This is a genomic window from Microbulbifer maximicatervae (SeqCode) (assembly GCF_052467225.1).
Window position 1 is genome coordinate 796,156 of the sequence record NZ_CP174303.1, and the last position, 21,345, is coordinate 817,500.

The following is a 21,345-nucleotide window of genomic DNA, read 5'->3' on the forward strand; positions in this document are numbered from 1 at the left end:
CCATGTTATTTAGCTTAAGCCGGATTACAAAGAGGCTGGGGCGGAGGGATTTGGTTGATTAGAATTTCGCCATGATCGTGTATACTCCCGCCGGCATTGGGCGCCGTAGCGCCCTATTGATTACCACTTGAGGATTTTGGGGGCGAAGTGGATTTTCTCGACTTTTTAGCTGAGCAGTGGCTGTTGGTCGGCCTGCTTGTGGCATTGCTTTACGCATTTGTTTTGACTGAGCGATTCAAGTCTGGCGAGCCGGCATCACTTCATGAAGTGACCAAGCTGATCAATAGCGAAGGGGCCAAGGTGCTGGATATTCGCGATCGCAGCGAGTTCACTGCCGGTCATATTGTCGACTCCCTGCATATTCCCCACGGGGATGTGGCTGAGCGCATTGCCGAGCTGGAACCGTTTAAAGACAAGACCATTATTGTCGCTGACAAGATGGGGCAGCACGCAGGTCCGGTGGGGCGCATGCTGAAACAGAAAGGTTTCCAAGTGCGTCGCCTGCAGGGCGGAATGAGCGAGTGGGCTAACCAGAACCTGCCTGTCGTTAAAGGCAAAGGTTAACCTGAAGTATAAGTTTGACGGAGTTTTGTCATGCAGAATGTTGTCATTTATACCACCCGTTTCTGCCCCTACTGTATTCGCGCCAAGCAGCTACTGGATAGCAAGGGTGTCGCTTATCGCGAAATCCCTGTGGACAATAATCCCGGCTTGCGCGCAGAAATGGCTGACAAGGCGGGGCGCCGCTCGGTGCCGCAGATTTGGATTGGCGATAAGCATGTAGGTGGTTGCGACGACCTGATGGCGTTGGAGCGTGGTGGCCGACTCGACAAATTGCTGAAAGCAGCGGGATAAGCGGAAAACTGACGCGGCCGCCAACATGCGGTCCCCAATTTTTGCTATTTATCCGGTCTGGGCCTTGAAACGTTTTATCGAGGCCCCAACTGTTGAGTTATTACCGGAGTCTTTCTCACGGAAGGCATCAATAAACTTTTTATAATGAACAGGCTGTAACATGGCTGAAGAATTAAATGGCGCAGCGGCAAACGCAGAGGCTCCACAAGTACAATTTGCGATGCAACGCATCTACCTGAAAGACCTCTCCTTCGAAACCCCGATGGGTGCCGAGGTCTTCAAAAAGCAGTGGAAGCCCCAGGTTAATCAGGAGCTGAACACCAAGACCGCGAAGATCGAAGACGATCTGTACGAAGTGGCTCTGACCCTGACTATCACCGTAAAGCTGGAAGAAGACACCGCTTTCCTGGTGGAAGTAAAACAAGCTGGCCTGTTCGGTATCAAAGGCCTTGAAGGTCAACAGCTGGCCCAGGCCCTAAATACTGCCTGCCCGCAAATTCTGTTCCCCTACGCTCGCGAAGTGATCGATAACGCTGTAGTTAAAGGTTCTTTCCCTGCACTGATGTTGCCGCCGGTGAACTTCGACGCTCTGTTCGCTGCTGCCCTCGATAAGGCACAGAAAGAAGCAGAGGGCGCTCAAGCGAACGCTTAATTCGCTTTAGCCCAGCTGGCACGATAAAAAGGTCCCTTAGTGGGGCCTTTTTTTATATCTGTAATCTCCCCGGGGATAGCGTCCATTTTACTGACTATCCCTCCGCAACCGCAGCACAAACCTGGAGCCGCTTATGCAGTGGGATCTGCCAAACCCATTTATCACCAAAGTGACGGTTGGCGCCGAACATGTGGATGGTCTGAGTCATGCCAACAATGCGGAATATGTGCGCTGGTGTGAGGCCACCGCCTGGGCGCACAGCGCAGCCCTGGGTCTGGATGTCACGAATTATCAGCAGCTTGACCGGGGAATGGCAATTCGTCATGGCGAGTATGACTATATACTGGCGGCCAGAGAGGGGGAGGAATTGCTGTTTGGCACCTGGCTCACTGAGGTGGACGGGCGTCTGAATATGACTCGCCGCTTTCAGGTATTTCGCGCCGCCGATAAGGCATTGGTATTGCGGGCCGAATGGCGGATGGTGTGCATTGAGCTTTCCACTGGCAAGCCAAAACGTATGCCGGCGATCTTCAAGGAAATTTACAGTCCGGCAGTGACTGCCCCGGAGGCTGAAAAAAATGAGTGAAGAGTTTGTATCCCTGACCAATAATTCAGGCGCGCTTAAGGACAAGACCATCTTTATCACTGGTGCCAGTCGCGGCATCGGCCGGGCGATTGCCCTCAAATGCGCGGCGGATGGTGCCAATATCGTGATTGCCGCTAAGTCGGCAGAGCCACATCCCAAGCTTCCGGGAACCATCTTCTCGGTGGCGGAGGAAGTGGAGAAAGCCGGCGGCAATGCCCTGGCCCTGCAGGTGGATGTGCGCGATGAGCAGCGAGTAGAGCAGGCTATGTCGGAGGCTGCCGAAAAATTTGGCGGCATCGACGCTGTGATTAATAATGCGGGCGCGATCAACCTGACCAATGTTGAGTCGACACCACCCAAGCGCTACGACCTGATGCAGAGTATCAATAGTCGCGCGGTGTATCTCACCGCCCACTTGGCGACTCCCTATCTGAAAAAAGCTGACAATGCTCATATTCTCAGCCTGTGCCCACCGCTGAATATCCAGCCCAAGTGGTTGGGGCCCTTCGCTCCTTACGCCCTGTCAAAATTTGGTATGACCATTCTCAGCCTGGGTTTGGCAGAAGAGCTGCGTGAGGCGGGGATCAGCGTGAACACCTTGTGGCCGCGCACACTGGTGGCCACCGCCGCGATTGAATTTGCGGTGGGTAGTCGTGATATGTTTGAGCAGAGCCGCAAGCCCTCGATTATGGCCGATGCGGCCTACGAGATACTGACGACTAAAGATGTCGCCTTGAGCGGTCGCCAGCTAATCGATGAAGAGCTGTTGGCAGAGCGCGGTGTGAAGGATTTCACCGGTTATGCCCACAATCCAGCCAATGCAGACAATTTAACCAAGGATTTATTTCTCGACTGACGCTGGCAGGGGGTATTTGTGAGCAGCGACAGCAAATTATTTAAAGACGCTCTCGGTGAAATGGGAGACGTTAAACCGCTGGCGCAGGAGCGCCGCGTCAATTTGCGCAAGGAGCCGAAGCAATCTGAGTCTATGTTGCGGGAGCGCCGCGCCGCTGCCACGCGACTGACAGAGCGGGAAATGAACCCCCTGTCCGGTGAATATATTGATCTGGTAGAGCCATGGGATCCGTTGGAATTCAAGCGCGATGGTGTGCAAAACGGGGTCTATCGCAATTTGCGCCTGGGCAAATACAGCATAGATGCGCGCCTGGATTTACATCGCCACTCTGTGGAGATGGCGCGCAGGGCCGTGATGGAATTTATCCGTGATTGTGTTGAAGCGGATGTGCGCTGTGCCCTGATTACCCACGGTAAGGGTGAGGGGCGTAAGCAGCCGGCGTTATTGAAAAGCTGTATCAATCACTGGTTGCCGCAGCTGCATGAAGTACTGGCTTTTCACAGTGCGCAACCCCAACACGGGGGCTTGGGAGCGACTTATCTGCTGCTGAGAAAGAGTGAACGCAAGCGGCAGGAGAATCTGGAGATACATCAAAAACGCCGTTAAGGTTCTTTTGTAACTTTTCTGTCACTTATGCAAATTAAGATGCGCCGCTGAGGCTTTCCCCTCAAGAGTGCTTTTTTAGACTCCTAAAGCTCATCTTTTTGATTCTTCTTGATTGTCATTCTGGCGACCCAATGGGTCGCCTTTCTTATAGGGTTGGGCCTGACGGTAGCTGCGGTCTACTTGTTCAAACTCAATATAGGCACTGCCATCGGTATTGCTGATCATCATCTTGTTACCCACGATAACAATCAAATCAGACTTTCTCAGGGCATTGAGGTAATCGATCTCCAGTTCATCGCTGGGGTGTGCTCCCCCCATGCGCGCAATAGCGGGAATCCGCTCCCAGGTGAAAGCACCGCTGCTAGTGAGAGAAAATCGCCCCAGGTACGGATTGGTGCCACTGTTGCCCCTAACATAACCAAATTGATCGCATTTGAAAAAGGGTCTATCCCGCCAAAACCTGCTCCAGCTCAGGGTTGAGTCATAAGTGCGCCCGGAGTAATACAAGCTCGATAGCACCCACTCGTGCTCACAGGCAGACCAGGCCGATCGTTGGAGTTGGGGAATAGGGGGATTGGGGGTGCTGCAGCCTGCAAGCACCAGGTTGCATACGATAATACTCAGTAGTAAGTAAAAAGCACGACGTGGCATGATGTCGTTCTCATTGATTTTGCGACATTTAACCTAAAAATTTACAGGTCTTCTGTGGCGGCGTTCAAGGTCCGGCCTTTACGTATTCTATATAGATATCACCGGAGGGGTCACGAAGTATCAAACGATTCCCGCGCGATTTGGTAAATGCCTGGCGAGTGGCGGCGAGGGCACCGAGGTAGGCATGTTCTTGCCGCAGCAAGGGTTCGGGGCCGCCCATCTTGGTAGAGACAAAGCTGGAGGTATCCCAAAGTAACTGCCCGTTATCGGTTACCTGCACCTCTCCCCGATAGGTGTTTATGCCACTCCTCCCCATGACATTGCCTTGGAGATTGCACACAAAGGTAAAGTCCGCAGGCCTCTGGATGTCGACCACCCCACCATTGACGCGCAAGCGTACCAGCTGCCACTTCTTACCACAGACCGCTCCCATACTGCCTGAAGATTGAACAACTTGGGCTTCTTCTATTCGGTTTGTTAGACATCCGCCGACAACTAATAGGGCTCCCAGAAGCCATATTTGTACCAACCTACTCATCGACGAATAACTCCCAAACACAAACCCTTCTCCAGCCCACACCCAAGCCAGCCACTTTTCGGCTTTCACAAAAGCTTAGTTGTTGGCTGCCGTGACGAGACGACAGCAGTGACAAGCTATGCTTGCACTGATGTAAAAAAATAGTATTTGGCCATCGATTAAAGGACGGTCGTCGATATGATCAGGCGCACCAAAATTGTTGCCACCCTGGGTCCAGCTACCGATAAAGAAGAAACACTTCGGCAATTAATCAAGGCCGGTGTGGATATGGTTCGCCTTAACTTCTCTCATGGAAAAATTGATGATCACCGGCGCCGGGCAAAATTTGTCCGTGAAGAAGCCGAGCGTCAGTGCAGACATATTGCCCTGCTGGGAGATTTACAGGGGCCCAAAATTCGTGTCGGAAAATTCACTGATGGGCGTATATATCTGCGCAAAGGTGAAGAATTTATTTTGGACCCTGATTGGGATAAAGAAAGTGGCAGTCCTGAAGGTGTTTGGGTTGATTATGAAGCACTCGCAGAAGACTGTAATGAGGGAGACTGCCTGTTACTGGATGACGGCCGATTGAGTTTGCGCATCAAAAAAATTATTGGTCTGTCATTAAAAACCGAGGTTGAAAATGGTGGCTGGTTATCTGATAGAAAGGGAATAAATAAGCAGGGAGGTGGCCTGACTGCGCCGGCACTGACAGAAAAAGACCATCGGGATATCAAAGTTGCCGCCGAGTTACAGGTAGATTATTTAGCCGTTTCTTTCCCTCGCGATGCTCGCGATATTCACAAAGCGAGAAAGTTACTCAGAGAGGCGGGTGGCACCGCACATATTATTGCCAAAATCGAAAGGGCTGAGGCGGTATCCAATGATGCTCGCCTTGAGAAGCTCATCTTGGCCAGTGATGCCATTATGGTAGCGCGCGGTGATCTCGCCGTGGAGATTGGTGATGCAGAATTAATGGGAGTACAAAAACATTTAATCAGCTATGCCCGCTATCTCAATCGGGTCGTTATTACTGCGACACAAATGATGGAGTCGATGATTTCGAGTCCGGTACCTACTCGAGCAGAAGTCTGCGATGTGGCTAATGCAGTACTGGATGGTACTGATGCGGTAATGTTATCTGCTGAGACAGCGGCAGGTGAATATCCTATTGAAACCGTTAAGCATATGGCTGAAGTGATTCTTGGGGCAGAAAAACACCGTAAAATTTATTCCACGCCGGAAAGCCTTCGCGGCGATTACCCTGCGGGTGATGCGTGTATCGCCATGGCCGCCATGATCATAGCGAATCATTGCCGTGAAATTAAAGCCATTATTTGCCAGACCGAAACTGGAAATACTGCGTTATTGATGTCGAGAGTATGTGCATTAATTCCTATTTACGCTTTTTGTCGGCACCAAAAGTGCTGTAATCGTGTAGCCCTCTACAGCGGCGTTGACCCTGTATTAATGGATGTTTCTAATATGGACGGCCCGCTGCGAGATCAAAAAGCAATTTCTTATTTGCTGGATCAGGAACTGCTAATTTCAGGGGACTTCGTTTTGATATCCCGGGGCTATCAACAGGATATTGGTGGTCACACCGATACCCTGCGTATTGTCCGCGTGCCCTGATACAAACGATTAAATTACAAATTCTCACAGTGCAAATAACTTACCCCGCACGAACACATCTAACCAGTACCTTGGTCTCCAATTCCTGCTCAACACAGCGAAACTTCTGACCGTCAAGGGTTAATGACTTTGGGCTTCCCTGGGGCGCGGTTGTCGAACAACCGGCAACTCCTGTCGCCAGGGCCACGGCAAGCAGAATAAGTAGTATTTTCTGCACCGCAGTTACCTCTTTGAGTGGTGTGAGTGACGCATTCCCGAATAACTTGTTTATTCAGGGTAGAGGTAATAGCTGTCATTGAGATGTATAACGCGCCAATTTGTTAAAAGTGGCGACAGTGAGCTTGGATGGTGAGGCTATTTAAGTGGGCGGTTGCACTGAGGTTGGCGATTAACTTACCCCGCTGCGTCTTTTGATGGTTTACTACAGCGGGGTTAGTTACCTAATAAAGCTTGGAGTTAGCGTCTACCGCGATGGTGTCCACCGCGAACACGATAGTGGCCTCTATGGCCCCGGTAGCCGCGATAACCGCCGCGGTGATAACTTCTATAGCCTCGGTGATGGGCCCGGTAGCGGGCATGGGGCGACCGAGGGTAATAGAAACGGTTGTAGTAGGGCATTCCGCGATAGTAATAGCGAGCCCGGTAGCGAGGGTGGCCGCGGAATGATGCGGATCGGTAACTGGCGTAGCCACCGCGGTAATAATAGGTATTCACCGGTGTGAAACCAACGGTTTGGTAAACCGGTGTCCTGTAGGAAGTTAAATAGACATTACTCGAAGCGTAATAGTTGGGCGTGGCATAGGGATAAGCGTAGGAGGAGGTGTAAGCGACTTGCCCTCCACTTGGGCCACCGTAACTGGTGTAGGTGGTGTAGTAACCATCGGTGGCACAGGCACCCAGGGCTAGGGCTGTGCACACCGTGGCGGTGAGAATCACCGTTTTAACAGCTCTATTCATAGTGCTTTCTCCGGTAAGTGGAATTTCCCCCCGGAGAGGCCCGGCAGGGGCCAAGCCCCTAGGCGCGCCAACTAGGCGAGCACAGAATCTCAGGTTTAGTAAGGTCTTGCGCGCGGCGGTGGATCGACAATTTGATACTGGGTATTTACAACCGCAGGCGGTCTCAGGCGATAAAAGTTGCCGTCCCAGTAGAAGTTACAGTGCTGCATATTGTGACAGGTGCCATCCGGGTGGCAGTGGGCATAGCGGCCACGCAGGTTGTAATACGTCTTGTTGTAATAAGGGCTGTATCCGTAATAACTGGCGGAACAATCGTTGCCTCCGCAGGGATAGCCGGATGTTCCATTACAGGCCGATAGAGCCAGTCCTGCTGCGATGGCGAGCGCACAACCTGAGCCTCGCAGCAATCTAGTGGGCAGCGGTTTCATCAAGACCTCCACACCTATTGGCGGGTAACACTTCTACATTCAGCCTAGCATTTTTGGCGCGTGAATCATCACGGGGCAGAGTAAATGTTCTAGCAAAGCTGAATACCGAGGCAGGTCTGTGTTGGTTGATGGAAACTCTTCAGTTTCAATTTGATAGACCCACTTGTTCGGAGTCAAAAAAGGTAAGGTCGGCAGGCGGGTGAAACCACTAAAAATTCGCACATTGTGAGAAAAATGGTTCTCTCGCAATGCGCGAATCAAGCCATGAAGGTTTTTTAACCTAGTGACTGCTGGGCAGGAGATTGGGGTTTATTGACTCTAAGTAGGCGCCGCTGCTCAGCAACTGCTTTGCCTCTTCAATATCCGGGGCAAAGTAGCGGTCCTTGTCATAGAAAGGTACTCGGGCGCGAAGTTTTGCCTTGGCGGCCTCCAGTTTTTCCGTGGATTTTAACGGCGCGCGGAAATCCAGTCCCTGACAGGCAGCGAGTAGCTCCACCGCCAGGATGCCACAGGTATTGTCGGCCATATCCCGCAGGCGACGGCCAGCAAAGGTGGCCATGGATACATGGTCTTCCTGATTGGCGGAGGTGGGCAGTGAGTCCACGCAGGCTGGGTGCGCCATGGATTTGTTCTCACTGGCAAGCGCCGCTGAGGTGACCTGGGCGATCATAAAGCCGGAGTTCACCCCGCCATTTTCCACCAGGAAGGGAGGCAGGCCCGATAGGTTACTGTCGATCAGCAGCGCCATGCGACGCTCGGATAGAGAGCCGATTTCTGCCAATGCCAGCGCCAGGTTGTCGGCGACCATAGCAACAGGCTCTGCGTGGAAGTTACCACCGGAAATAATGTCGGAGTTATCCGGATTTTCCTCATCGGTAAATACCAGCGGGTTATCGGAAACACCATTTGCCTCGGCCAACAATACTTCGGCAGCGAAGCGCATCTGCTGCAAACAGGCACCCATGACCTGGGGCTGACAGCGCAGGGAGTAGGGGTCCTGCACTTTTTCACAGAACTGGTGGGAATCACCGATCTGGCTGGTCTCACCGAGCAGGTCCCGATAAATTGCCGCTACGTCGCGCTGAGCCTGTTGGCCGCGGGCGTTGTGAATACGATCATCGAAGGGGCGGCGTGAGCCCTTAGCGGCTTCCAGGGTAATAGCACCGGTTACCAGGGCGCCGGCGAACAGGTCTTCACTGGCGAACAGGCCGAGCAGGGCAAAGGCGGTAGAAGCCTGGGTGCCGTTTAGCAGGGCAAGGCCCTCTTTGGGGGCCAGGGTAATGGGCTCTAGTCCCGCGGCTTTGAGGCCTTCGTGAGCACTCTTGCGCTCGCCCTTGATAAATACTTCCCCTTCACCGAGAAGTACCACGCTCATATGAGCCAGCGGCGCCAAATCGCCAGAAGCGCCGACAGAGCCTTTCTCAGGGATAGCGGGATATACACCGGCATTGACCAGTTGCATTAAAGCTTCGATAACCTGCGGGCGCACGCCGGAGAAGCCGCGCGCGAGCGAGTTGATTTTCAACACCATCAGCAGACGCACGGTGGCTTCACTCATAAAGTTGCCGGTACCGGCGGCATGGCTCAGTACAATAGCGCGCTGCAGGTTTTCCAGGTCGTGCTTTTCAATACGGGTGTTGGCCAATAAACCAAAACCGGTATTAATTCCGTAAACCGTGCGCCCCTCGGTAATAACCTGGGCAACAGTGTGGGCAGAGGCTTCAATAGCGGGGTAGGCGCTTTTCGCCAGGGACAGCTGCACCGACTCGCGGGCTACGCGGCGCAGTTGCGCAAGGCTCAATTGACCGGGATCGATTTCCAATTGATACATAAATTCATTCACCAAAAAATATTTACTGCTTAGCAGGCTGTTGAAAAACAGCCTGCGCGGGCGGTGCGAAAGCGCCTGCCGCAAAATCAAGCACTGCAAATGCTTGATTTGAGTGCCCATCTTTGTGGACATGTGCCGCAAAGATGGCTTGAAAAAGTCGCCTGTAGGCTTTTTCAACACCCTGTTAGGCGCCGGCGGCGCAGCCCGATAAAAATTATTCGGGCTGTAAAAGATTTCCGCCGGCGGTATTTTTATTGCGGTAAAAAATCAGTCGTTCAGCATGGGCAGGTCCAAGCCCTGCTCTTTTGCACATTTTTTTGCGATCTCGTAACCGGCATCGGCGTGGCGCATTACGCCGGTGGCGGGATCATTCCAGAGAACCCGTTCGATACGTTTGCGCGCAGCTTCGGTACCGTCACAGACAATGACCACACCAGAGTGCTGGGAGAAGCCCATGCCTACGCCACCACCGTGATGCAGAGATACCCAGGTAGCGCCGGAGGCAGTGTTCAGCAGGGCATTCATCAGCGGCCAGTCGGAGACAGCGTCGGAACCATCCATCATGGCTTCAGTTTCGCGGTTGGGGCTCGCTACAGAGCCGCTGTCGAGGTGGTCGCGGCCGATCACTACCGGTGCTTCCAATTCACCGTTGGCTACCATCTCGTTAAATGCCAGTGCCAGGCGCGCGCGATCTTTCAGGCCCACCCAACAGATACGTGCGGGCAGTCCCTGGAAGTGAATCCGCTCGCGGGCCATATCGAGCCAGTTGTGCAGCTGCGGATTATCGGGAATCAGTTCTTTAACCTTGGCATCGGTTTTGTAGATATCTTCCGGGTTGCCGGACAGGGCCGCCCAGCGGAAAGGACCGACACCTTCGCAGAACAGCGGGCGAATATAAGCGGGTACAAAGCCGGGGAAATCAAAGGCATTTTCCACACCTTCCTCGAGAGCCATCTGACGAATATTGTTGCCGTAGTCGAGGGTTGCGGCTCCGCGCTTTTGCAGCTCCAGCATGGCTTCAACCTGAACCGCCATAGACTGTTTGGCTGCCTTTACTACTGCGGCTTCATCTTTCTTGCGCATCTCCGCAGCGTATTCCATGGTCCAGCCCTGGGGCAGGTAGCCATTTAAAGGATCGTGTGCGGAAGTCTGGTCGGTAACCGAATCCGGCAGAATATTGCGCTTTACAATTTCCGGGAAAATATCTGCTGCGTTGCCCAGCAGGCCAACGGAAATGGCTTCGCCTTTTTCCATCGCGGCTTCAATCATTTGCAGGGCTTCGTCGAGGCTGGTGGCTTTTTTGTCTACATAGCCAGTGCGCAGACGGAAGTCGATACGGGTTTCGTCGCACTCTACTGCGATCATGCTGAAACCAGCCATCGTCGCCGCCAGTGGCTGAGCGCCACCCATGCCGCCGAGGCCACCGGTAAGAATCCATTTGCCTTTCGCTTCGCCATTAAAATGTTTGCGTGCGACGGCGGCAAAGGTTTCATAGGTGCCCTGGACGATGCCTTGGGAGCCGATATAAATCCAAGAGCCGGCAGTCATCTGGCCGTACATGGCCAGGCCTTTTTTATCCAGCTCGTTAAAGTGTTCCCAGTTGGCCCAGTGGGGTACCAGGTTGGAGTTGGCAATTAATACCCGGGGTGCATCGGCGTGGGTTTTAAAGACTCCGACAGGCTTGCCGGACTGCATCAGCAGGGTTTCGTCGTCTTCCAGGCGCTTCAGCACTTCGACAATCTTGTCGTAGCACTCCCAATCCCGCGCGGCGCGGCCGATACCACCGTACACCACCAGGTCCTCCGGGCGTTCAGCTACCTCGGCGTCCAGGTTGTTCATCAACATGCGCAGGGGAGCTTCGGTGAGCCAGCTTTTGGCATTGAGCTCACTGCCGCGAGGCGCGCGGATTTTGCGGCTGGGATCGTGGCGTTTGTCGGTAGACATAGCTTCCTCGTCAATTTTTCTCGTAAAAAAATTCACACGTCCCGGATTTGATTGTTTCTTTTCCCAGGGCGCGCGGGATAAATCAATAACTAGAATCTCAGTTGTGCACCGAGGCGGTATCGATTGCCTGGGTGAACCAGGCGCGCGAAGCTCACGGTGCCGGCACTGCATTTAGTGCGCCGCCAAACCTGGAGGCACGCATCTCCGGGGGCAATTTCCAGAGCGTGGGCGATAGCGGCTTCCGCAGCTATGGCCTCGACGGTTGTATCGGCCTCGGTCAGCGGTGCGACTTTGGAAAGATAGGCGTTGGGGGTGGTGTGGGCGAAGTCCTGGTCCAGGTAATCTGGAGCCAAGGCTGGGTTGGTAAACCGCTCTTCCCACTGCACCGGCAAGCCGTTGTCACAGTGCACAATAATGGAGTGAAACACTTTTGCCTGTTCGGGCACTTCCAATGCCAGGGCTACATCGGCGCTGGCGACACAGGGCTGAGCTAACAGAATGCGGTTGCTGTAACTGTGCCCCCGGGCCGAGATCTCGTCGGCGATATTGCGCACTTCCAACAGTGAGCTGGCGGGCACCGGCTCGGCGACAAAAGTACCCAGCCCCTGGGAGCGCATCAGAACGCGCTCATCGGTTAACTCGGTGAGTGCCCGCCTTGCGGTCATCCGGCTCACACTGAATTGCTGTGCCAGTTGGTTCTCCGAGGGTACCTGGGAGTGAATTGGCCACTCGCCAGACTCAATTTGTTGGCGGATATGGCGCTTGATGGCCGCGTATCGGGGTTCACTTGCAGTATTCATAGACTCAGGTACAGTGCTTCCGTGGCTTGTATATTGTTGTATATACAAGAATAGTTACGGCTACTATGGTTTCCCTGCTGCGGGCTGTCAAGTCGATGAGGGGAACTGTATCCTGCCCGTTACTGGTTTGTCGGTCATCGGGCCGAGCATCTATGGTTTAAAAGGAAAAGCGTGCCGCTAAAAGCTTATGTCAGAACGCTGTGATTTGCTGATTACCAATTTGAATGCCGCCACAATGGACCCATCCATTGCCGGTGGTTACGGTGTTATCGAGGATGCTGCAATTGCGGTAACCAAAGGTCGGATCGTTTGGATTGGTCCCCGCCGGGATCTGCCCGAGTGCACCCCAGACCGCATTGTTGATGGCGAAGGTCAATGGGCAACTCCGGGCCTGATCGATTGCCACACGCATCTCGTATATGGAGGCCATCGCGCAGGGGAGTTTGCCCGTCGCCTGGGGGGAGAGAGTTACGAAGAAGTGGCTCGCTCTGGCGGGGGTATTATTTCTACCGTGCGGGCGACACGGGGTGCCAGTGCCGAGAACCTGTATAAGTTGGCTGAGCCCCGTCTGCACGCCCTGATGGCCGAAGGCGTTACAACCGTGGAAATTAAATCCGGTTATGGCCTGGACCTGGATACTGAACTAAAGCAATTGCGCACCGCGAGACGCCTGGCGCAACACAACTCAGTGGAAATAGTAACGACCTGTCTGGCAGCTCACGCTCTGCCACCGGAATACGACGGTCGTGCCGATGAATATATCGACCTTATCTGCGAGCAGATATTGCCCGCTGTAGCCCGCGAGCAACTGGCCGATGCCGTGGATATGTTTTGCGAGACGATTGGATTTACTGTCGATCAGTGCCAGAGAGTTATCGATGCAGCGAAAAAACTGGACCTGCCAGTAAAAGTGCACGCCGAGCAGTTGGCGCGTACAGGGGCTACTGAAATGGCGGCAAAGTCCGGGGCATTATCGGTAGATCATATTGAATACATCAGCGATGCGGATGTCCGGGCCATGGCGGAAAGCGGCACCGTGGCCGTCCTCCTGCCGGGTGCTTTCTATACGCTGCACGAAACCCAGGTTCCGCCCATTGAAAAATTACGCGAGGCGGGGGTTTGTATGGCATTGGCTACAGACCTTAATCCCGGGAGTTGTCCAATCGCTTCCCTACGTTTGATGATGAATATGGGTTGTCAGCTGTTTGGCTTAACTCCGGCAGAAGCTCTCGCAGGTGTTACCCGTGCAGCCGCTCGGGCATTGGGTTTGTGCTGTTCTCGCGGTGTACTGCGCGAGGGGCTGCGAGCAGATATTGTTCTTTGGCCGATGGATACCCCGGATCAGCTCGCTTATGAAGTTGGCGCTTTAAAGCCTGCAAGAATTTTCCTGGAGGGGCGCGATGTTACAGCTTGCTGATATGCAACTGAGAATCGGGTAAGTTGATTCTTAGGGTGGATGTATATCGGAAATAAGGATAAGTTGGTGCTAAATGAGCAACAATATTATCAACAATTTTTATAAGGTTTTTGCGCCCATTATTATCTGAGAATTGGAATGTTGATCTCTATTTAGTATCTATCGAGGGCTTTATTTTTAGTTCATGAGTGCCGCTTTGTATTTACAATGGGCGACACTTTTTGATACTGCTAACCAATGTCACAGCGTTGGCTGATAAATAGGGCATACTTATAAACTGTAAGCCTCTTTAGATTTACAATCGGAATAAATAAACGGTCCCCTCTTAACATTAATGATCAGGGGGCTGTAACCGATAAATAAGTAATAAGGCTTTTTGTATACCTTACATTTTCACAGGAAGTGCATCTTGCCTTTGCAATATCTCTATATCAGTTAATGCACACTAAATTCATTACTCTAAAGCTAGGAGCTCTTGAAAATGAGTAATTCCAGTCTTTCAGGAGCAGTGGTGCTCCCGCAAGAAAATCCTCGTATTTTGGCCTTTGATCTGACCCGAGGCATTGCCGTACTGTTTATGATTGCTATTCACGTCTTATATCATTATGGACGAACAGACGTGGCAGACAGTGCTATTGGTGTTGCTATCCAGGTATCTGCGGGAACTCCGGCAGCTTCAGTGTTTATGCTGATTATGGGTATTTTCATTGGCTATAGTTCGAAGCCGAGTCTGAAACAGGATTTGTTTCGTGCTGCTGGTCTTTTTGCAATAGGGTATTTACTTAATTTCGCCCGTGGCACAGTGCCTATGTGGCTTTCTTTACAGTTTGGCCTTGTGACACAGGAGCAACTGGGAGAATACACACCGCTGAGTGAATTTCTTATGGTAGATATTTTCCAGTTTGCTGGCCTTGCGCTTGCTATTTGTGCACTAGTCAGGCACTTCTTGCCTCATCCTATATACTGGCTCGCTGCGGCAGCTATCGTAGCATTCGGCTCCTCACTCGTCTGGGATATCGGCAGTAACTCCGTTGTTATTGACGAAATTTTACAGTTGTTTTTTGGCAATAAGCGCGAAGGGGTAATGTTCCCGTTATTTTCCTGGCTTGCCTATCCCCTCGCAGGCATGGCAGTTGGCTACTGGTTTAAAAATACAAAAAATATAGATGCATTGTTCTCACGCAGCATATGGATTGGCTTAGCCCTAATGAGCATAGGTGGCCTTCTAATCATGTTGAATACGCAATACTTTTTTGCCGAAAACATGAGAGGTGGCCCAGGTCTAATTATTCTGCTTATTGGCTATACTTTCCTTTGGCTTTGGATTAGTAATTTCCTCTTAAACAAAGTAAAGAACAGAAAGCTCATTGACGTAATGGTGTTTTGGGGTAAAAACATAACTCCGTTCTATATTGCTCAGTGGTTGATAATTGGATGGGGATTAATGTTAGTTGGTTCCCAGCAGCTTGGTATGGCCAGTACATTAACAGCAATGTTTATCGTACTCCTGCTTTCTCATGTCGGGACTCGAGCTTGGGTTAATTTCCGTTCCCACAAAGGGAAAGCTATGGAGCAGCCTGCAGCGTCTGCGGTATAGTACCGACATGCAACACGTGCTGTTGAAAAATGCGGCGCGTTAGTGTTATAGAAGCGCAACTTAAATGCTTCTTTTCCGTGACATATTTTAAGGTACTCGCAGAGGGCATTGCTTGATCGTCTACTTCCAAAAGTATCGGCAGCTCTCGCGTTGGGGCTTTACAGTTCCCACAGCCCACTGTGCGAAGGTTTGCGCGCGCATATTGCGCACGGCCAATGGATATTCCGGTTCAACTTGCCTACAAAGTGGGGGCTTGAAGCCAATAAAGATCTTCCTCGGAGGTATTGATGTTACAACTTGCTGATATGCAGTTATGGAGTGGTCGCACCGACTCTGAGGATGGACGTGCAGGTGAGCGCTGGCACCAGCGGATTTCTCCTTTGCAATTGGATGACCCTCCCGGCCTGACTGTTCTCGGCTTCGCTTCTGATGAGGGTGTGCGTCGAAATAAAGGGCGAATTGGCGCGGCCAAGGGACCGAGAATATTGCGTTTGGCCATGGCGAACTTGCCGGCAACTTTTGATGCGCCCTTATACGATGCGGGTAACGTCAGAGTCGAACGGGAAGACTTGGAGTCTGCCCAATCGCTATTGGGTGCCCGTATCAATGAGTTGCTCGGTGCCGGTCACTTTCCACTGGTATTGGGAGGCGGCCATGAAATTGCTTTTGGCAGTTATCAGGGGATTGCCCGCTGGATGCGCGAGCATCACCGCGAGAGCAGTCTGGGTATTATCAATTTTGATGCGCATTTGGATTTACGCACACCTGCGCCAAAGGGGTCATCGGGTACGCCATTTTTCCAGATTGCAGAGCAGTGCAGGATAAATGGCCGCGAATTTAATTATCTCTGTGTAGGCGCAGCGGATAACGCCAACACGCCTGCTCTCTACCAGAGAGCTGATGAGCTGGGTGCCCAGGTTATTCGGGATCGTGAAATCAGTAGTTGGAATCTGAATACTGTTCAGGCGCGAATCCGCGATTTTATTGAGAAGGTGGATTTTGTCTATCTGACGGTATGTCTGGATGTATTGCCGGCGGCAGTAATGCCAGCGGTGAGTGCCCCCTCTGGCAGGGGGGTTTCCATGGAGTTTCTGGAAGTCTTGCTGGATACCGTTTTGGAATCCAATAAAGTTTGTTTGGCGGATATTGCTGAATTTAATCCCTATTTTGATATTGAGGATCATGGTGCGCGTACCGCAGCCCGCTTAGGTTTTCAAATTGCAAATCGTGCGGCCAGAAAAATCCCCTGAGTATTTTTTAATAATACAGCGCGGCCTGTATGTCTTTGGAGGTCGCGTTAACTTCAGTATTAGAAACCACTATTTTAATCTTTATCCACAGCCGTAAGTGACTGGCAGAAAGCTCCACTTTTGCAGTTGATATGATCAAAGATCTTGAAATTAATCACCTAAGAACCCTGGAAATACTATTCAGGGTTGAAAGTATCTCCCTTGCTGCAGAGCATCTACAGGTTTCGCAGCAAGCTGTCAGTTTGCAGCTGAAGAAGATTAGAAAAATAGTTGGGGATGATCTATTTGTGCGCACTGGGCATGGGATGGCTCCCACCAGTTATGCAAAATTTATAGAGCCACAGATTCGACAGGTGCTGACGTTACTCAGTGAGATTCCCGCCCCGGGCTCTCTTGACTCAAGCCAGGCTTCCCGGACCCTGGTGATCTCTGCTACAGATTACACGCAAAAAGTGGTTGTTGCCGAATTGATCGAAAGGGTCAGGCAATATGCGCCGAAAGTGAAATTTATTGTCACTAATATTGAAAGCGTCTCGCTCACCCAGAAAATGCATCAGGGAGAAATTGACTTAGCTTTCACATCAACGGGGTATGTGCCTGATGGAATTAATACACAGGTGCTCTTTAATGAGCGTTATGTCTGTGTATCGGCTAATCCTATGTATAGTTTAGATGAGTTGGTCCCTATTGGTCAGTTGATGCAATCTGATTTTGTGATTACATCGCCAGGGGTTGGAGGCTTGCGCGGTTCAGCCGATCGTTGGCTAGAGGGGCAAGGTCTAAAAAGAGAGATTGTTGTTTCGGCGCCCTCTTTTTATATAGCCCAGGAGTTTTTGAAAAGGACAGATACCCTGGCCTTTATTCCCTCTAGATTGATGCCTTGTGAGGGCTTGGTGGAAATTACCTTGGACAAGTACCCACCTGGCTACGAAGTTGTAGCCGCCTTTCATCCCCGAGTGGAAAATGATCCATTGGTAAGTTGGATTCTCAATGATCTGCACCAACGGTTTTCTAAGTCAATGGCTTCCTGATTGTATCCGTAACAAGCTTTACTCCATAGCTTTGGCAAAGCTGCCTTTCTACTATGATTTTTTCAAAAGCTAGAAAGCGTACAGGCCTGTTATGAGTATTCTGAATATTAATCCTTCTTCACTTTATGATGGCAGTTCTTCCTGCCTATCCCACGCCCGAGTCGATACCAAAACAGGCTTGGTATTTGTATCGGGTCAGGTGGATTGGGATAGTAATTGTGAAGTTAAAAACAAAGGGGTTGGTGCTCAGGTGGAAAGCGCCATGCAAAACTTATTGACAGTACTGGATGAGGCCGGATCGTCGGTAGAGAACCTTTTGCAGTTACGTATCTATGTGCGTGGAGAAGTTAGTGAGCATCTGGGGGAAATAGTCCCTGTGCTATCTAAATATTTGGGTACTACTCGCCCGGCAATCACGGGAGTGGGAGTCACATCCCTGGCGTCGCCAGAGACATTGATAGAAATTGAGGCAGTGGCTAAAACGCTGCTTTAAGTACCTGAATAAAAAAGCCCCGCATTGCAGGGCTTTTAAGTTTTACTTGAGGTGTTCCCTAAGCTCGGAGCCTGCTTGATCAAGAGCATCCTGCACTGCGGGCACGTCACTCAGGGCATTTAGTAGGCCGTAGTCGTGAATCATGCCGTTATAGCGAACAGCGGTTACGGTCACACCAGCTTCGTTAAGTTTGCGGGCGTAAGCTTCCCCTTCATCTCTCAGCACATCCATCTCAGCAGTCTGCACCAGAGCGGGAGGCAAGCCGACCAACTGGGATTTGCTTGCGCGCAGAGGTGAAGCATAGATCTCGTTGCGCTGTTTGGGGTCGGTAGTGTAGTTATCCCAGAACCACTTCATCATATCCCGTGTCAGGAAGTGATCCTGGGCGAACTGCTTGTAAGAAGCGTTGTTGAAGTTGGCATCGGTAACCGGCCAGAGCAGCAGTTGGAATTGCAGATCCGGTGTTCCTTTCTCTTTCGCCATCAAGGCAACCACGGCTGCCATATTGCCACCGACACTGTTACCGGCCACGGCAAGACGGGACCCGTCGACACCGATCTTTTCGCCATTCTCCGCGACCCACTGGGTAGCCGCATAAGCCTGGTTAATTGCAGTCGGGTACTTGGCCTCTGGAGATGGGGTGTAATCCACATATACCGCAGCGGCGCCGGAGCGTTGAACCAGATCGCGGATCAAGCGTTCGTGAGTTGGGTAGTCACCCAAGACCCAGCCTCCGCCGTGGAAATACATAAAGGCGGGAATCTGGCCCCGGGTGTTTTTCGGTTTAACGATAGTCAGTTCCAGCTTTTCGCCATTAACCCTAATGGTTTTCTTGCTGACTTCAGCGGGCGGCAGTTGCGCACCCTCTTGGGCTCCGACCAGGACGGCGCGGGCATCTTTTGGTGATAGTTGCTCAATGGGTTTGCCGCCACCTTGCGCCAGTGCTTGAAGGAATCCCTGGGTATTTTTCTCCACACCAGGGGAAATAGAAGCAGACGCAGAAGCCATGCCAAGAGCAAAGAAAAGGGGTAGTGCCAGCTTGGAAATTTTTAAGCCATTCATAACGGATACCTTCAACTCTCTACCGGTTGCTTAAGCGGATATGTGCAGGCGCACATCAACATTGCCTCGGGTTGCATTGGAATAAGGGCAAACTTCTTCGTGAGCGGTGTTGGCAATTTTTTCTGCCGTCGCCTGATCCAGGCCAGGAAGATCGATGTAGAGGTCAATATCCAGACCGAACCCCTTACCCTGGGGACCGATTCCAACTTCAGCGCGCACAGTGGTTTCTTCCGGGACTTTTACTTTCTCTTTACCGGCGACAAACTTAAGAGCGCCAATAAAGCAGGCAGAGTAACCCGCAGCAAACAGTTGCTCTGGGTTGGTGCCATCGCCACCGGGACCGCCAAGCTCTTTGGGAATACTGAGCTTGACGCTTAACTTCCCATCTGATGATTGAGCTTCGCCATCACGGCCGCCATTTGCGGTTGCTACTGCGGTGTAAACTGTTTGCATTAACCTGTCCTCATTGATGTGTGTTTGTCTGTCAGAAGCCGCCTGGAATGGAGTCCAGTCCTTTTCCCGCTGGATTTATTGAGCTGGGGGTAGTAGTCCGGATTTCTAAGTCAGCTTCTAAATAGCGCGTCAGCTTGGGCGCCAGATAAAGTTATTGCGATAACTATTATTGCGATAATTAAATATCTCTATAAGGGCGATAGCTATAACAAATGGGGTCAAAGCGGGGCCCCGCTAATGGCGGGGCGATAAAAAGAGGGAAAGATTAAGGGTTCGCTAAATATTGGCGAAGCGTCTCTATTTGCGCCTTTAGCGCTCGTGCAGACTGAGGATTCAAGCCACAGGCATTCAGCACTTGAGTGGGAATTGAAGCAGCTTCTTTTTGCATCGACCTACCGGTATCAGTCAGCTCGATAATGACTCGACGCTCGTCCTCCGGGTCTCGGTGGCGGTTGATCAGATTTTGATTCTCCAATCGTTTGATAACTGGCGTTAGGGCACCCTTATCCTGGCCAAGCCGCAGACTCAGCTCCGTAGCGGTGATTCCGTCGTCTTCCCAGAGTACCAGCATCATCAAGTATTGGGGATAGGTTATTCCCAGTGTCTCCAATAGAGGCTTGTACATTTTGCTCATTGCCAGGGAGGCAGAATACAGGCTAAAGCAAAGTTGGTTATCGAGTTTTTGGTCTTCGTTTATGGACTTGGCCATAGGCACACCCTACTTACCGGTGGCAGTTTTGCGCCAGTGTAGCGCAAGTATGGACTTACCACGCTCCTTCATTGTTCCAGAACCGACACATACTGCCAATCGAGAGCAGCGAAACTTTTTGTAAGGTTTTATTTGAAGCCGGTACAGTAATTTGCATAGACGATGGAGTGGCCGGTGGAATTACGGGATCAATTATTTCAACAAGCGACTACGGAATATACCGAAGGGGTTTCCCGGCTGGTACATAGCTATGTGCGATCAAAAGCCGAGCATGATGATCTGTTACAGGAAATCTGGCTGGGACTCTGGCGGGCCCTGCCGACATTTCGCGGTGATGCCAGCTTAAAAACCTTTGTATATCGTATCGCACATAACCGCTGTGTGACCGAGCTGACCCGTAGAAAACCTTATCATGGGAGTGATGATGAATTACTGGAGCTTGAGGACCACCAGCCGGGCCCCGCAGAGCGATTGGTAGCCGAACGCAAGTCTGAACAGCTGGTTCGTGCAGTGCAGAAATTACCCTTAGGACTCCGGCAGACATTGACTCTTCGCCTGGAAGGCCTGAGCTATGCGGAAATCTCTGAAGTTCTGGGTATTACCGAGTCCAATATTGCAGTGCGGCTCAACCGGGCAAAAGAGCGTCTCAATATCTGCCTTTTGGGAAGTGAAAAATGAATGAATCAGACACAGAAAAACAGTGGCTAGAGCTGGAAAGTATCTGGAAGGGGCAACAGACCAGCGCAGAAATCCCAATTACAGCGCTGAATTGGGTGCGTCGCCAGGAGCGACGAATGCGATTGGTGGTCGCTTTTGAATATCTTTTTGCAATAGCTGGGGTAATCTATTTGCTAGGAGTAATTCTTGCGAAGAGCTACCCAGATACCATGTACCGAGTAGCTTTTGTTATTGCGACGCTCGTTTCGGCAATAGTATTTTCGACAGTTAATCGGCGAGGTCTATGGGCCCCGCTAGAAGAATCGGCAAAAGCTTATGTTGAATTAGGGCTGTTGAG

At 51.5% G+C, this 21,345-nt stretch carries 25 protein-coding genes (1 of these 25 only partly in view); 14 read left to right on the forward strand and 11 right to left on the reverse strand.

The genetic code is table 11. The annotated features are described in order from the left end of the window. The first annotated feature begins 147 nt into the window (after window positions 1–147). The 6 genes from ACJJIZ_RS03440 (at window position 148) to smrA (ending at window position 3,555) form a co-directional block, all read left to right on the forward strand. On the forward strand, window positions 148–564 hold the full coding sequence (locus ACJJIZ_RS03440; RefSeq protein WP_444915216.1) for a rhodanese-like domain-containing protein: 417 nt from the start codon (window positions 148–150) through the stop codon (window positions 562–564). A 30-nt stretch (window positions 565–594) separates the two neighbouring features. Further along, the gene (gene grxC / locus ACJJIZ_RS03445; RefSeq protein ID WP_282930771.1) at window positions 595–855 is read left to right on the forward strand and encodes a glutaredoxin 3; all 261 of its coding nucleotides are present in this window, start codon (window positions 595–597) and stop codon (window positions 853–855) included. Between the two features lie 160 nt (window positions 856–1,015). Next, window positions 1,016–1,507, forward strand: a complete 492-nt coding sequence (gene secB, locus ACJJIZ_RS03450; protein WP_282930772.1) for a protein-export chaperone SecB — start codon at window positions 1,016–1,018, stop codon at window positions 1,505–1,507. A 133-nt stretch (window positions 1,508–1,640) separates the two neighbouring features. Next, entirely contained in the window at window positions 1,641–2,093 is a 453-nt protein-coding gene (locus tag ACJJIZ_RS03455) for an acyl-CoA thioesterase (protein ID WP_282930773.1), read from the forward strand. Beyond that, entirely contained in the window at window positions 2,086–2,949 is an 864-nt protein-coding gene (locus tag ACJJIZ_RS03460) for an SDR family oxidoreductase (protein ID WP_282930774.1), read from the forward strand. Before ACJJIZ_RS03455 ends, ACJJIZ_RS03460 begins: the two co-directional genes overlap by 8 nt. A gap of 18 nt (window positions 2,950–2,967) precedes the next feature. Beyond that, window positions 2,968–3,555, forward strand: a complete 588-nt coding sequence (smrA, locus tag ACJJIZ_RS03465) for a DNA endonuclease SmrA (protein WP_444892318.1) — start codon at window positions 2,968–2,970, stop codon at window positions 3,553–3,555. 90 nt (window positions 3,556–3,645) lie between these two features. Here the strand turns inward: smrA and ACJJIZ_RS03470 are convergent, their stop codons facing one another. Both ACJJIZ_RS03470 and ACJJIZ_RS03475 read right to left on the reverse strand, forming a co-directional pair. Continuing rightward, window positions 3,646–4,206: an META domain-containing protein gene (locus ACJJIZ_RS03470; protein ID WP_282930776.1), complete on the reverse strand. Its 561-nt coding sequence runs from the start codon at window positions 4,204–4,206 to the stop codon at window positions 3,646–3,648. Between the two features lie 64 nt (window positions 4,207–4,270). Next, window positions 4,271–4,744, reverse strand: coding sequence for an META domain-containing protein (locus ACJJIZ_RS03475; RefSeq protein WP_413663749.1), 474 nt, complete (start codon window positions 4,742–4,744; stop codon window positions 4,271–4,273). Window positions 4,745–4,921: 177 nt separating this feature from the next. Between ACJJIZ_RS03475 and pyk the strand changes: the two genes are divergently transcribed. Then, window positions 4,922–6,358 (forward strand): pyruvate kinase, encoded by a 1,437-nt coding sequence (gene pyk / locus ACJJIZ_RS03480; RefSeq protein ID WP_413663748.1) that lies wholly within the window; start codon window positions 4,922–4,924, stop codon window positions 6,356–6,358. 40 nt (window positions 6,359–6,398) lie between these two features. Here the strand turns inward: pyk and ACJJIZ_RS03485 are convergent, their stop codons facing one another. The 6 genes from ACJJIZ_RS03485 to hutC all read right to left on the reverse strand — a co-directional run bounded on the left by ACJJIZ_RS03485 (window position 6,399) and on the right by hutC (window position 12,318). After that, window positions 6,399–6,575, reverse strand: a complete 177-nt coding sequence (locus ACJJIZ_RS03485) for a hypothetical protein (RefSeq protein WP_413663747.1) — start codon at window positions 6,573–6,575, stop codon at window positions 6,399–6,401. A 239-nt stretch (window positions 6,576–6,814) separates the two neighbouring features. Next, the gene (locus ACJJIZ_RS03490; protein ID WP_282930780.1) at window positions 6,815–7,315 is read right to left on the reverse strand and encodes a hypothetical protein; all 501 of its coding nucleotides are present in this window, start codon (window positions 7,313–7,315) and stop codon (window positions 6,815–6,817) included. Window positions 7,316–7,410: 95 nt separating this feature from the next. After that, entirely contained in the window at window positions 7,411–7,743 is a 333-nt protein-coding gene (locus ACJJIZ_RS03495) for a hypothetical protein (protein WP_282930781.1), read from the reverse strand. Window positions 7,744–8,023: 280 nt separating this feature from the next. Continuing rightward, a complete protein-coding gene (gene hutH, locus ACJJIZ_RS03500) occupies window positions 8,024–9,574 on the reverse strand; it encodes a histidine ammonia-lyase (protein ID WP_444915217.1) in 1,551 nt (516 codons plus the stop codon). Between the two features lie 267 nt (window positions 9,575–9,841). Further along, complete coding sequence (gene hutU / locus ACJJIZ_RS03505; protein ID WP_444915218.1) at window positions 9,842–11,518, reverse strand: urocanate hydratase; 1,677 nt, start codon at window positions 11,516–11,518, stop codon at window positions 9,842–9,844. A gap of 89 nt (window positions 11,519–11,607) precedes the next feature. After that, window positions 11,608–12,318: a histidine utilization transcriptional repressor HutC gene (gene hutC, locus ACJJIZ_RS03510; RefSeq protein ID WP_282930784.1), complete on the reverse strand. Its 711-nt coding sequence runs from the start codon at window positions 12,316–12,318 to the stop codon at window positions 11,608–11,610. 187 nt (window positions 12,319–12,505) lie between these two features. On the opposite strand from hutC, the gene hutI reads away from it, so the two are divergent. The 5 genes from hutI to ACJJIZ_RS03535 all read left to right on the forward strand — a co-directional run bounded on the left by hutI (window position 12,506) and on the right by ACJJIZ_RS03535 (window position 18,106). After that, window positions 12,506–13,735, forward strand: coding sequence for an imidazolonepropionase (gene hutI, locus ACJJIZ_RS03515; protein WP_413663744.1), 1,230 nt, complete (start codon window positions 12,506–12,508; stop codon window positions 13,733–13,735). Window positions 13,736–14,216: 481 nt separating this feature from the next. Continuing rightward, entirely contained in the window at window positions 14,217–15,332 is a 1,116-nt protein-coding gene (locus ACJJIZ_RS03520) for a heparan-alpha-glucosaminide N-acetyltransferase domain-containing protein (protein ID WP_444915219.1), read from the forward strand. Window positions 15,333–15,619: 287 nt separating this feature from the next. Further along, the gene (hutG, locus tag ACJJIZ_RS03525) at window positions 15,620–16,582 is read left to right on the forward strand and encodes a formimidoylglutamase (protein ID WP_444906918.1); all 963 of its coding nucleotides are present in this window, start codon (window positions 15,620–15,622) and stop codon (window positions 16,580–16,582) included. Between the two features lie 131 nt (window positions 16,583–16,713). Next, complete coding sequence (locus tag ACJJIZ_RS03530; RefSeq protein ID WP_444915220.1) at window positions 16,714–17,613, forward strand: LysR family transcriptional regulator; 900 nt, start codon at window positions 16,714–16,716, stop codon at window positions 17,611–17,613. A 91-nt stretch (window positions 17,614–17,704) separates the two neighbouring features. Then, window positions 17,705–18,106, forward strand: coding sequence for a RidA family protein (locus tag ACJJIZ_RS03535; protein ID WP_444906919.1), 402 nt, complete (start codon window positions 17,705–17,707; stop codon window positions 18,104–18,106). Between the two features lie 42 nt (window positions 18,107–18,148). Here ACJJIZ_RS03535 and ACJJIZ_RS03540 read toward each other — a convergent pair whose 3' ends face one another. The 3 genes from ACJJIZ_RS03540 to ACJJIZ_RS03550 all read right to left on the reverse strand — a co-directional run bounded on the left by ACJJIZ_RS03540 (window position 18,149) and on the right by ACJJIZ_RS03550 (window position 20,330). After that, window positions 18,149–19,168 (reverse strand): alpha/beta hydrolase, encoded by a 1,020-nt coding sequence (locus ACJJIZ_RS03540; protein WP_444906920.1) that lies wholly within the window; start codon window positions 19,166–19,168, stop codon window positions 18,149–18,151. Between the two features lie 30 nt (window positions 19,169–19,198). Further along, entirely contained in the window at window positions 19,199–19,621 is a 423-nt protein-coding gene (locus tag ACJJIZ_RS03545; protein ID WP_282930790.1) for an organic hydroperoxide resistance protein, read from the reverse strand. Between the two features lie 265 nt (window positions 19,622–19,886). Next, window positions 19,887–20,330, reverse strand: coding sequence for a MarR family winged helix-turn-helix transcriptional regulator (locus ACJJIZ_RS03550; protein ID WP_444915221.1), 444 nt, complete (start codon window positions 20,328–20,330; stop codon window positions 19,887–19,889). A 174-nt stretch (window positions 20,331–20,504) separates the two neighbouring features. On the opposite strand from ACJJIZ_RS03550, the gene ACJJIZ_RS03555 reads away from it, so the two are divergent. Together ACJJIZ_RS03555 and ACJJIZ_RS03560 are read left to right on the forward strand one after the other, a co-directional pair. Then, window positions 20,505–21,008, forward strand: a complete 504-nt coding sequence (locus ACJJIZ_RS03555; protein ID WP_413663736.1) for an RNA polymerase sigma factor — start codon at window positions 20,505–20,507, stop codon at window positions 21,006–21,008. Beyond that, window positions 21,005–21,345, forward strand: partial view of a hypothetical protein gene (locus ACJJIZ_RS03560; RefSeq protein WP_444915222.1) — the 5' portion only. 247 nt of this gene lie beyond the right edge of the window; the window shows 341 of its 588 coding nt (coding positions 1–341); the start codon lies at window positions 21,005–21,007; its stop codon lies beyond the right edge, outside the window. The genes ACJJIZ_RS03555 and ACJJIZ_RS03560 overlap by 4 nt, the downstream gene beginning before the upstream one ends.

Excerpts from the sequence above, each read along its gene's own strand:
- grxC (WP_282930771.1), top strand. The coding sequence starts at position 595 with ATGCAGAATGTTGTCATTTATACCACCCGTTTCTGCCCCTACTGTATT.
- secB (WP_282930772.1), top strand. The coding sequence starts at position 1,016 with ATGGCTGAAGAATTAAATGGCGCAGCGGCAAACGCAGAGGCTCCACAA.
- ACJJIZ_RS03455 (WP_282930773.1), top strand. The coding sequence starts at position 1,641 with ATGCAGTGGGATCTGCCAAACCCATTTATCACCAAAGTGACGGTTGGC.
- ACJJIZ_RS03460 (WP_282930774.1), top strand. The coding sequence starts at position 2,086 with ATGAGTGAAGAGTTTGTATCCCTGACCAATAATTCAGGCGCGCTTAAG.
- ACJJIZ_RS03470 (WP_282930776.1), bottom strand. The coding sequence starts at position 4,206 with ATGCCACGTCGTGCTTTTTACTTACTACTGAGTATTATCGTATGCAAC.
- ACJJIZ_RS03475 (WP_413663749.1), bottom strand. The coding sequence starts at position 4,744 with ATGAGTAGGTTGGTACAAATATGGCTTCTGGGAGCCCTATTAGTTGTC.
- pyk (WP_413663748.1), top strand. The coding sequence starts at position 4,922 with ATGATCAGGCGCACCAAAATTGTTGCCACCCTGGGTCCAGCTACCGAT.
- ACJJIZ_RS03490 (WP_282930780.1), bottom strand. The coding sequence starts at position 7,315 with ATGAATAGAGCTGTTAAAACGGTGATTCTCACCGCCACGGTGTGCACA.
- ACJJIZ_RS03495 (WP_282930781.1), bottom strand. The coding sequence starts at position 7,743 with ATGAAACCGCTGCCCACTAGATTGCTGCGAGGCTCAGGTTGTGCGCTC.
- hutH (WP_444915217.1), bottom strand. The coding sequence starts at position 9,574 with ATGTATCAATTGGAAATCGATCCCGGTCAATTGAGCCTTGCGCAACTG.
- hutU (WP_444915218.1), bottom strand. The coding sequence starts at position 11,518 with ATGTCTACCGACAAACGCCACGATCCCAGCCGCAAAATCCGCGCGCCT.
- hutC (WP_282930784.1), bottom strand. The coding sequence starts at position 12,318 with ATGAATACTGCAAGTGAACCCCGATACGCGGCCATCAAGCGCCATATC.
- hutI (WP_413663744.1), top strand. The coding sequence starts at position 12,506 with ATGTCAGAACGCTGTGATTTGCTGATTACCAATTTGAATGCCGCCACA.
- ACJJIZ_RS03520 (WP_444915219.1), top strand. The coding sequence starts at position 14,217 with ATGAGTAATTCCAGTCTTTCAGGAGCAGTGGTGCTCCCGCAAGAAAAT.
- hutG (WP_444906918.1), top strand. The coding sequence starts at position 15,620 with ATGTTACAACTTGCTGATATGCAGTTATGGAGTGGTCGCACCGACTCT.
- ACJJIZ_RS03530 (WP_444915220.1), top strand. The coding sequence starts at position 16,714 with ATGATCAAAGATCTTGAAATTAATCACCTAAGAACCCTGGAAATACTA.
- ACJJIZ_RS03535 (WP_444906919.1), top strand. The coding sequence starts at position 17,705 with ATGAGTATTCTGAATATTAATCCTTCTTCACTTTATGATGGCAGTTCT.
- ACJJIZ_RS03540 (WP_444906920.1), bottom strand. The coding sequence starts at position 19,168 with ATGAATGGCTTAAAAATTTCCAAGCTGGCACTACCCCTTTTCTTTGCT.
- ACJJIZ_RS03545 (WP_282930790.1), bottom strand. The coding sequence starts at position 19,621 with ATGCAAACAGTTTACACCGCAGTAGCAACCGCAAATGGCGGCCGTGAT.
- ACJJIZ_RS03550 (WP_444915221.1), bottom strand. The coding sequence starts at position 20,330 with ATGGCCAAGTCCATAAACGAAGACCAAAAACTCGATAACCAACTTTGC.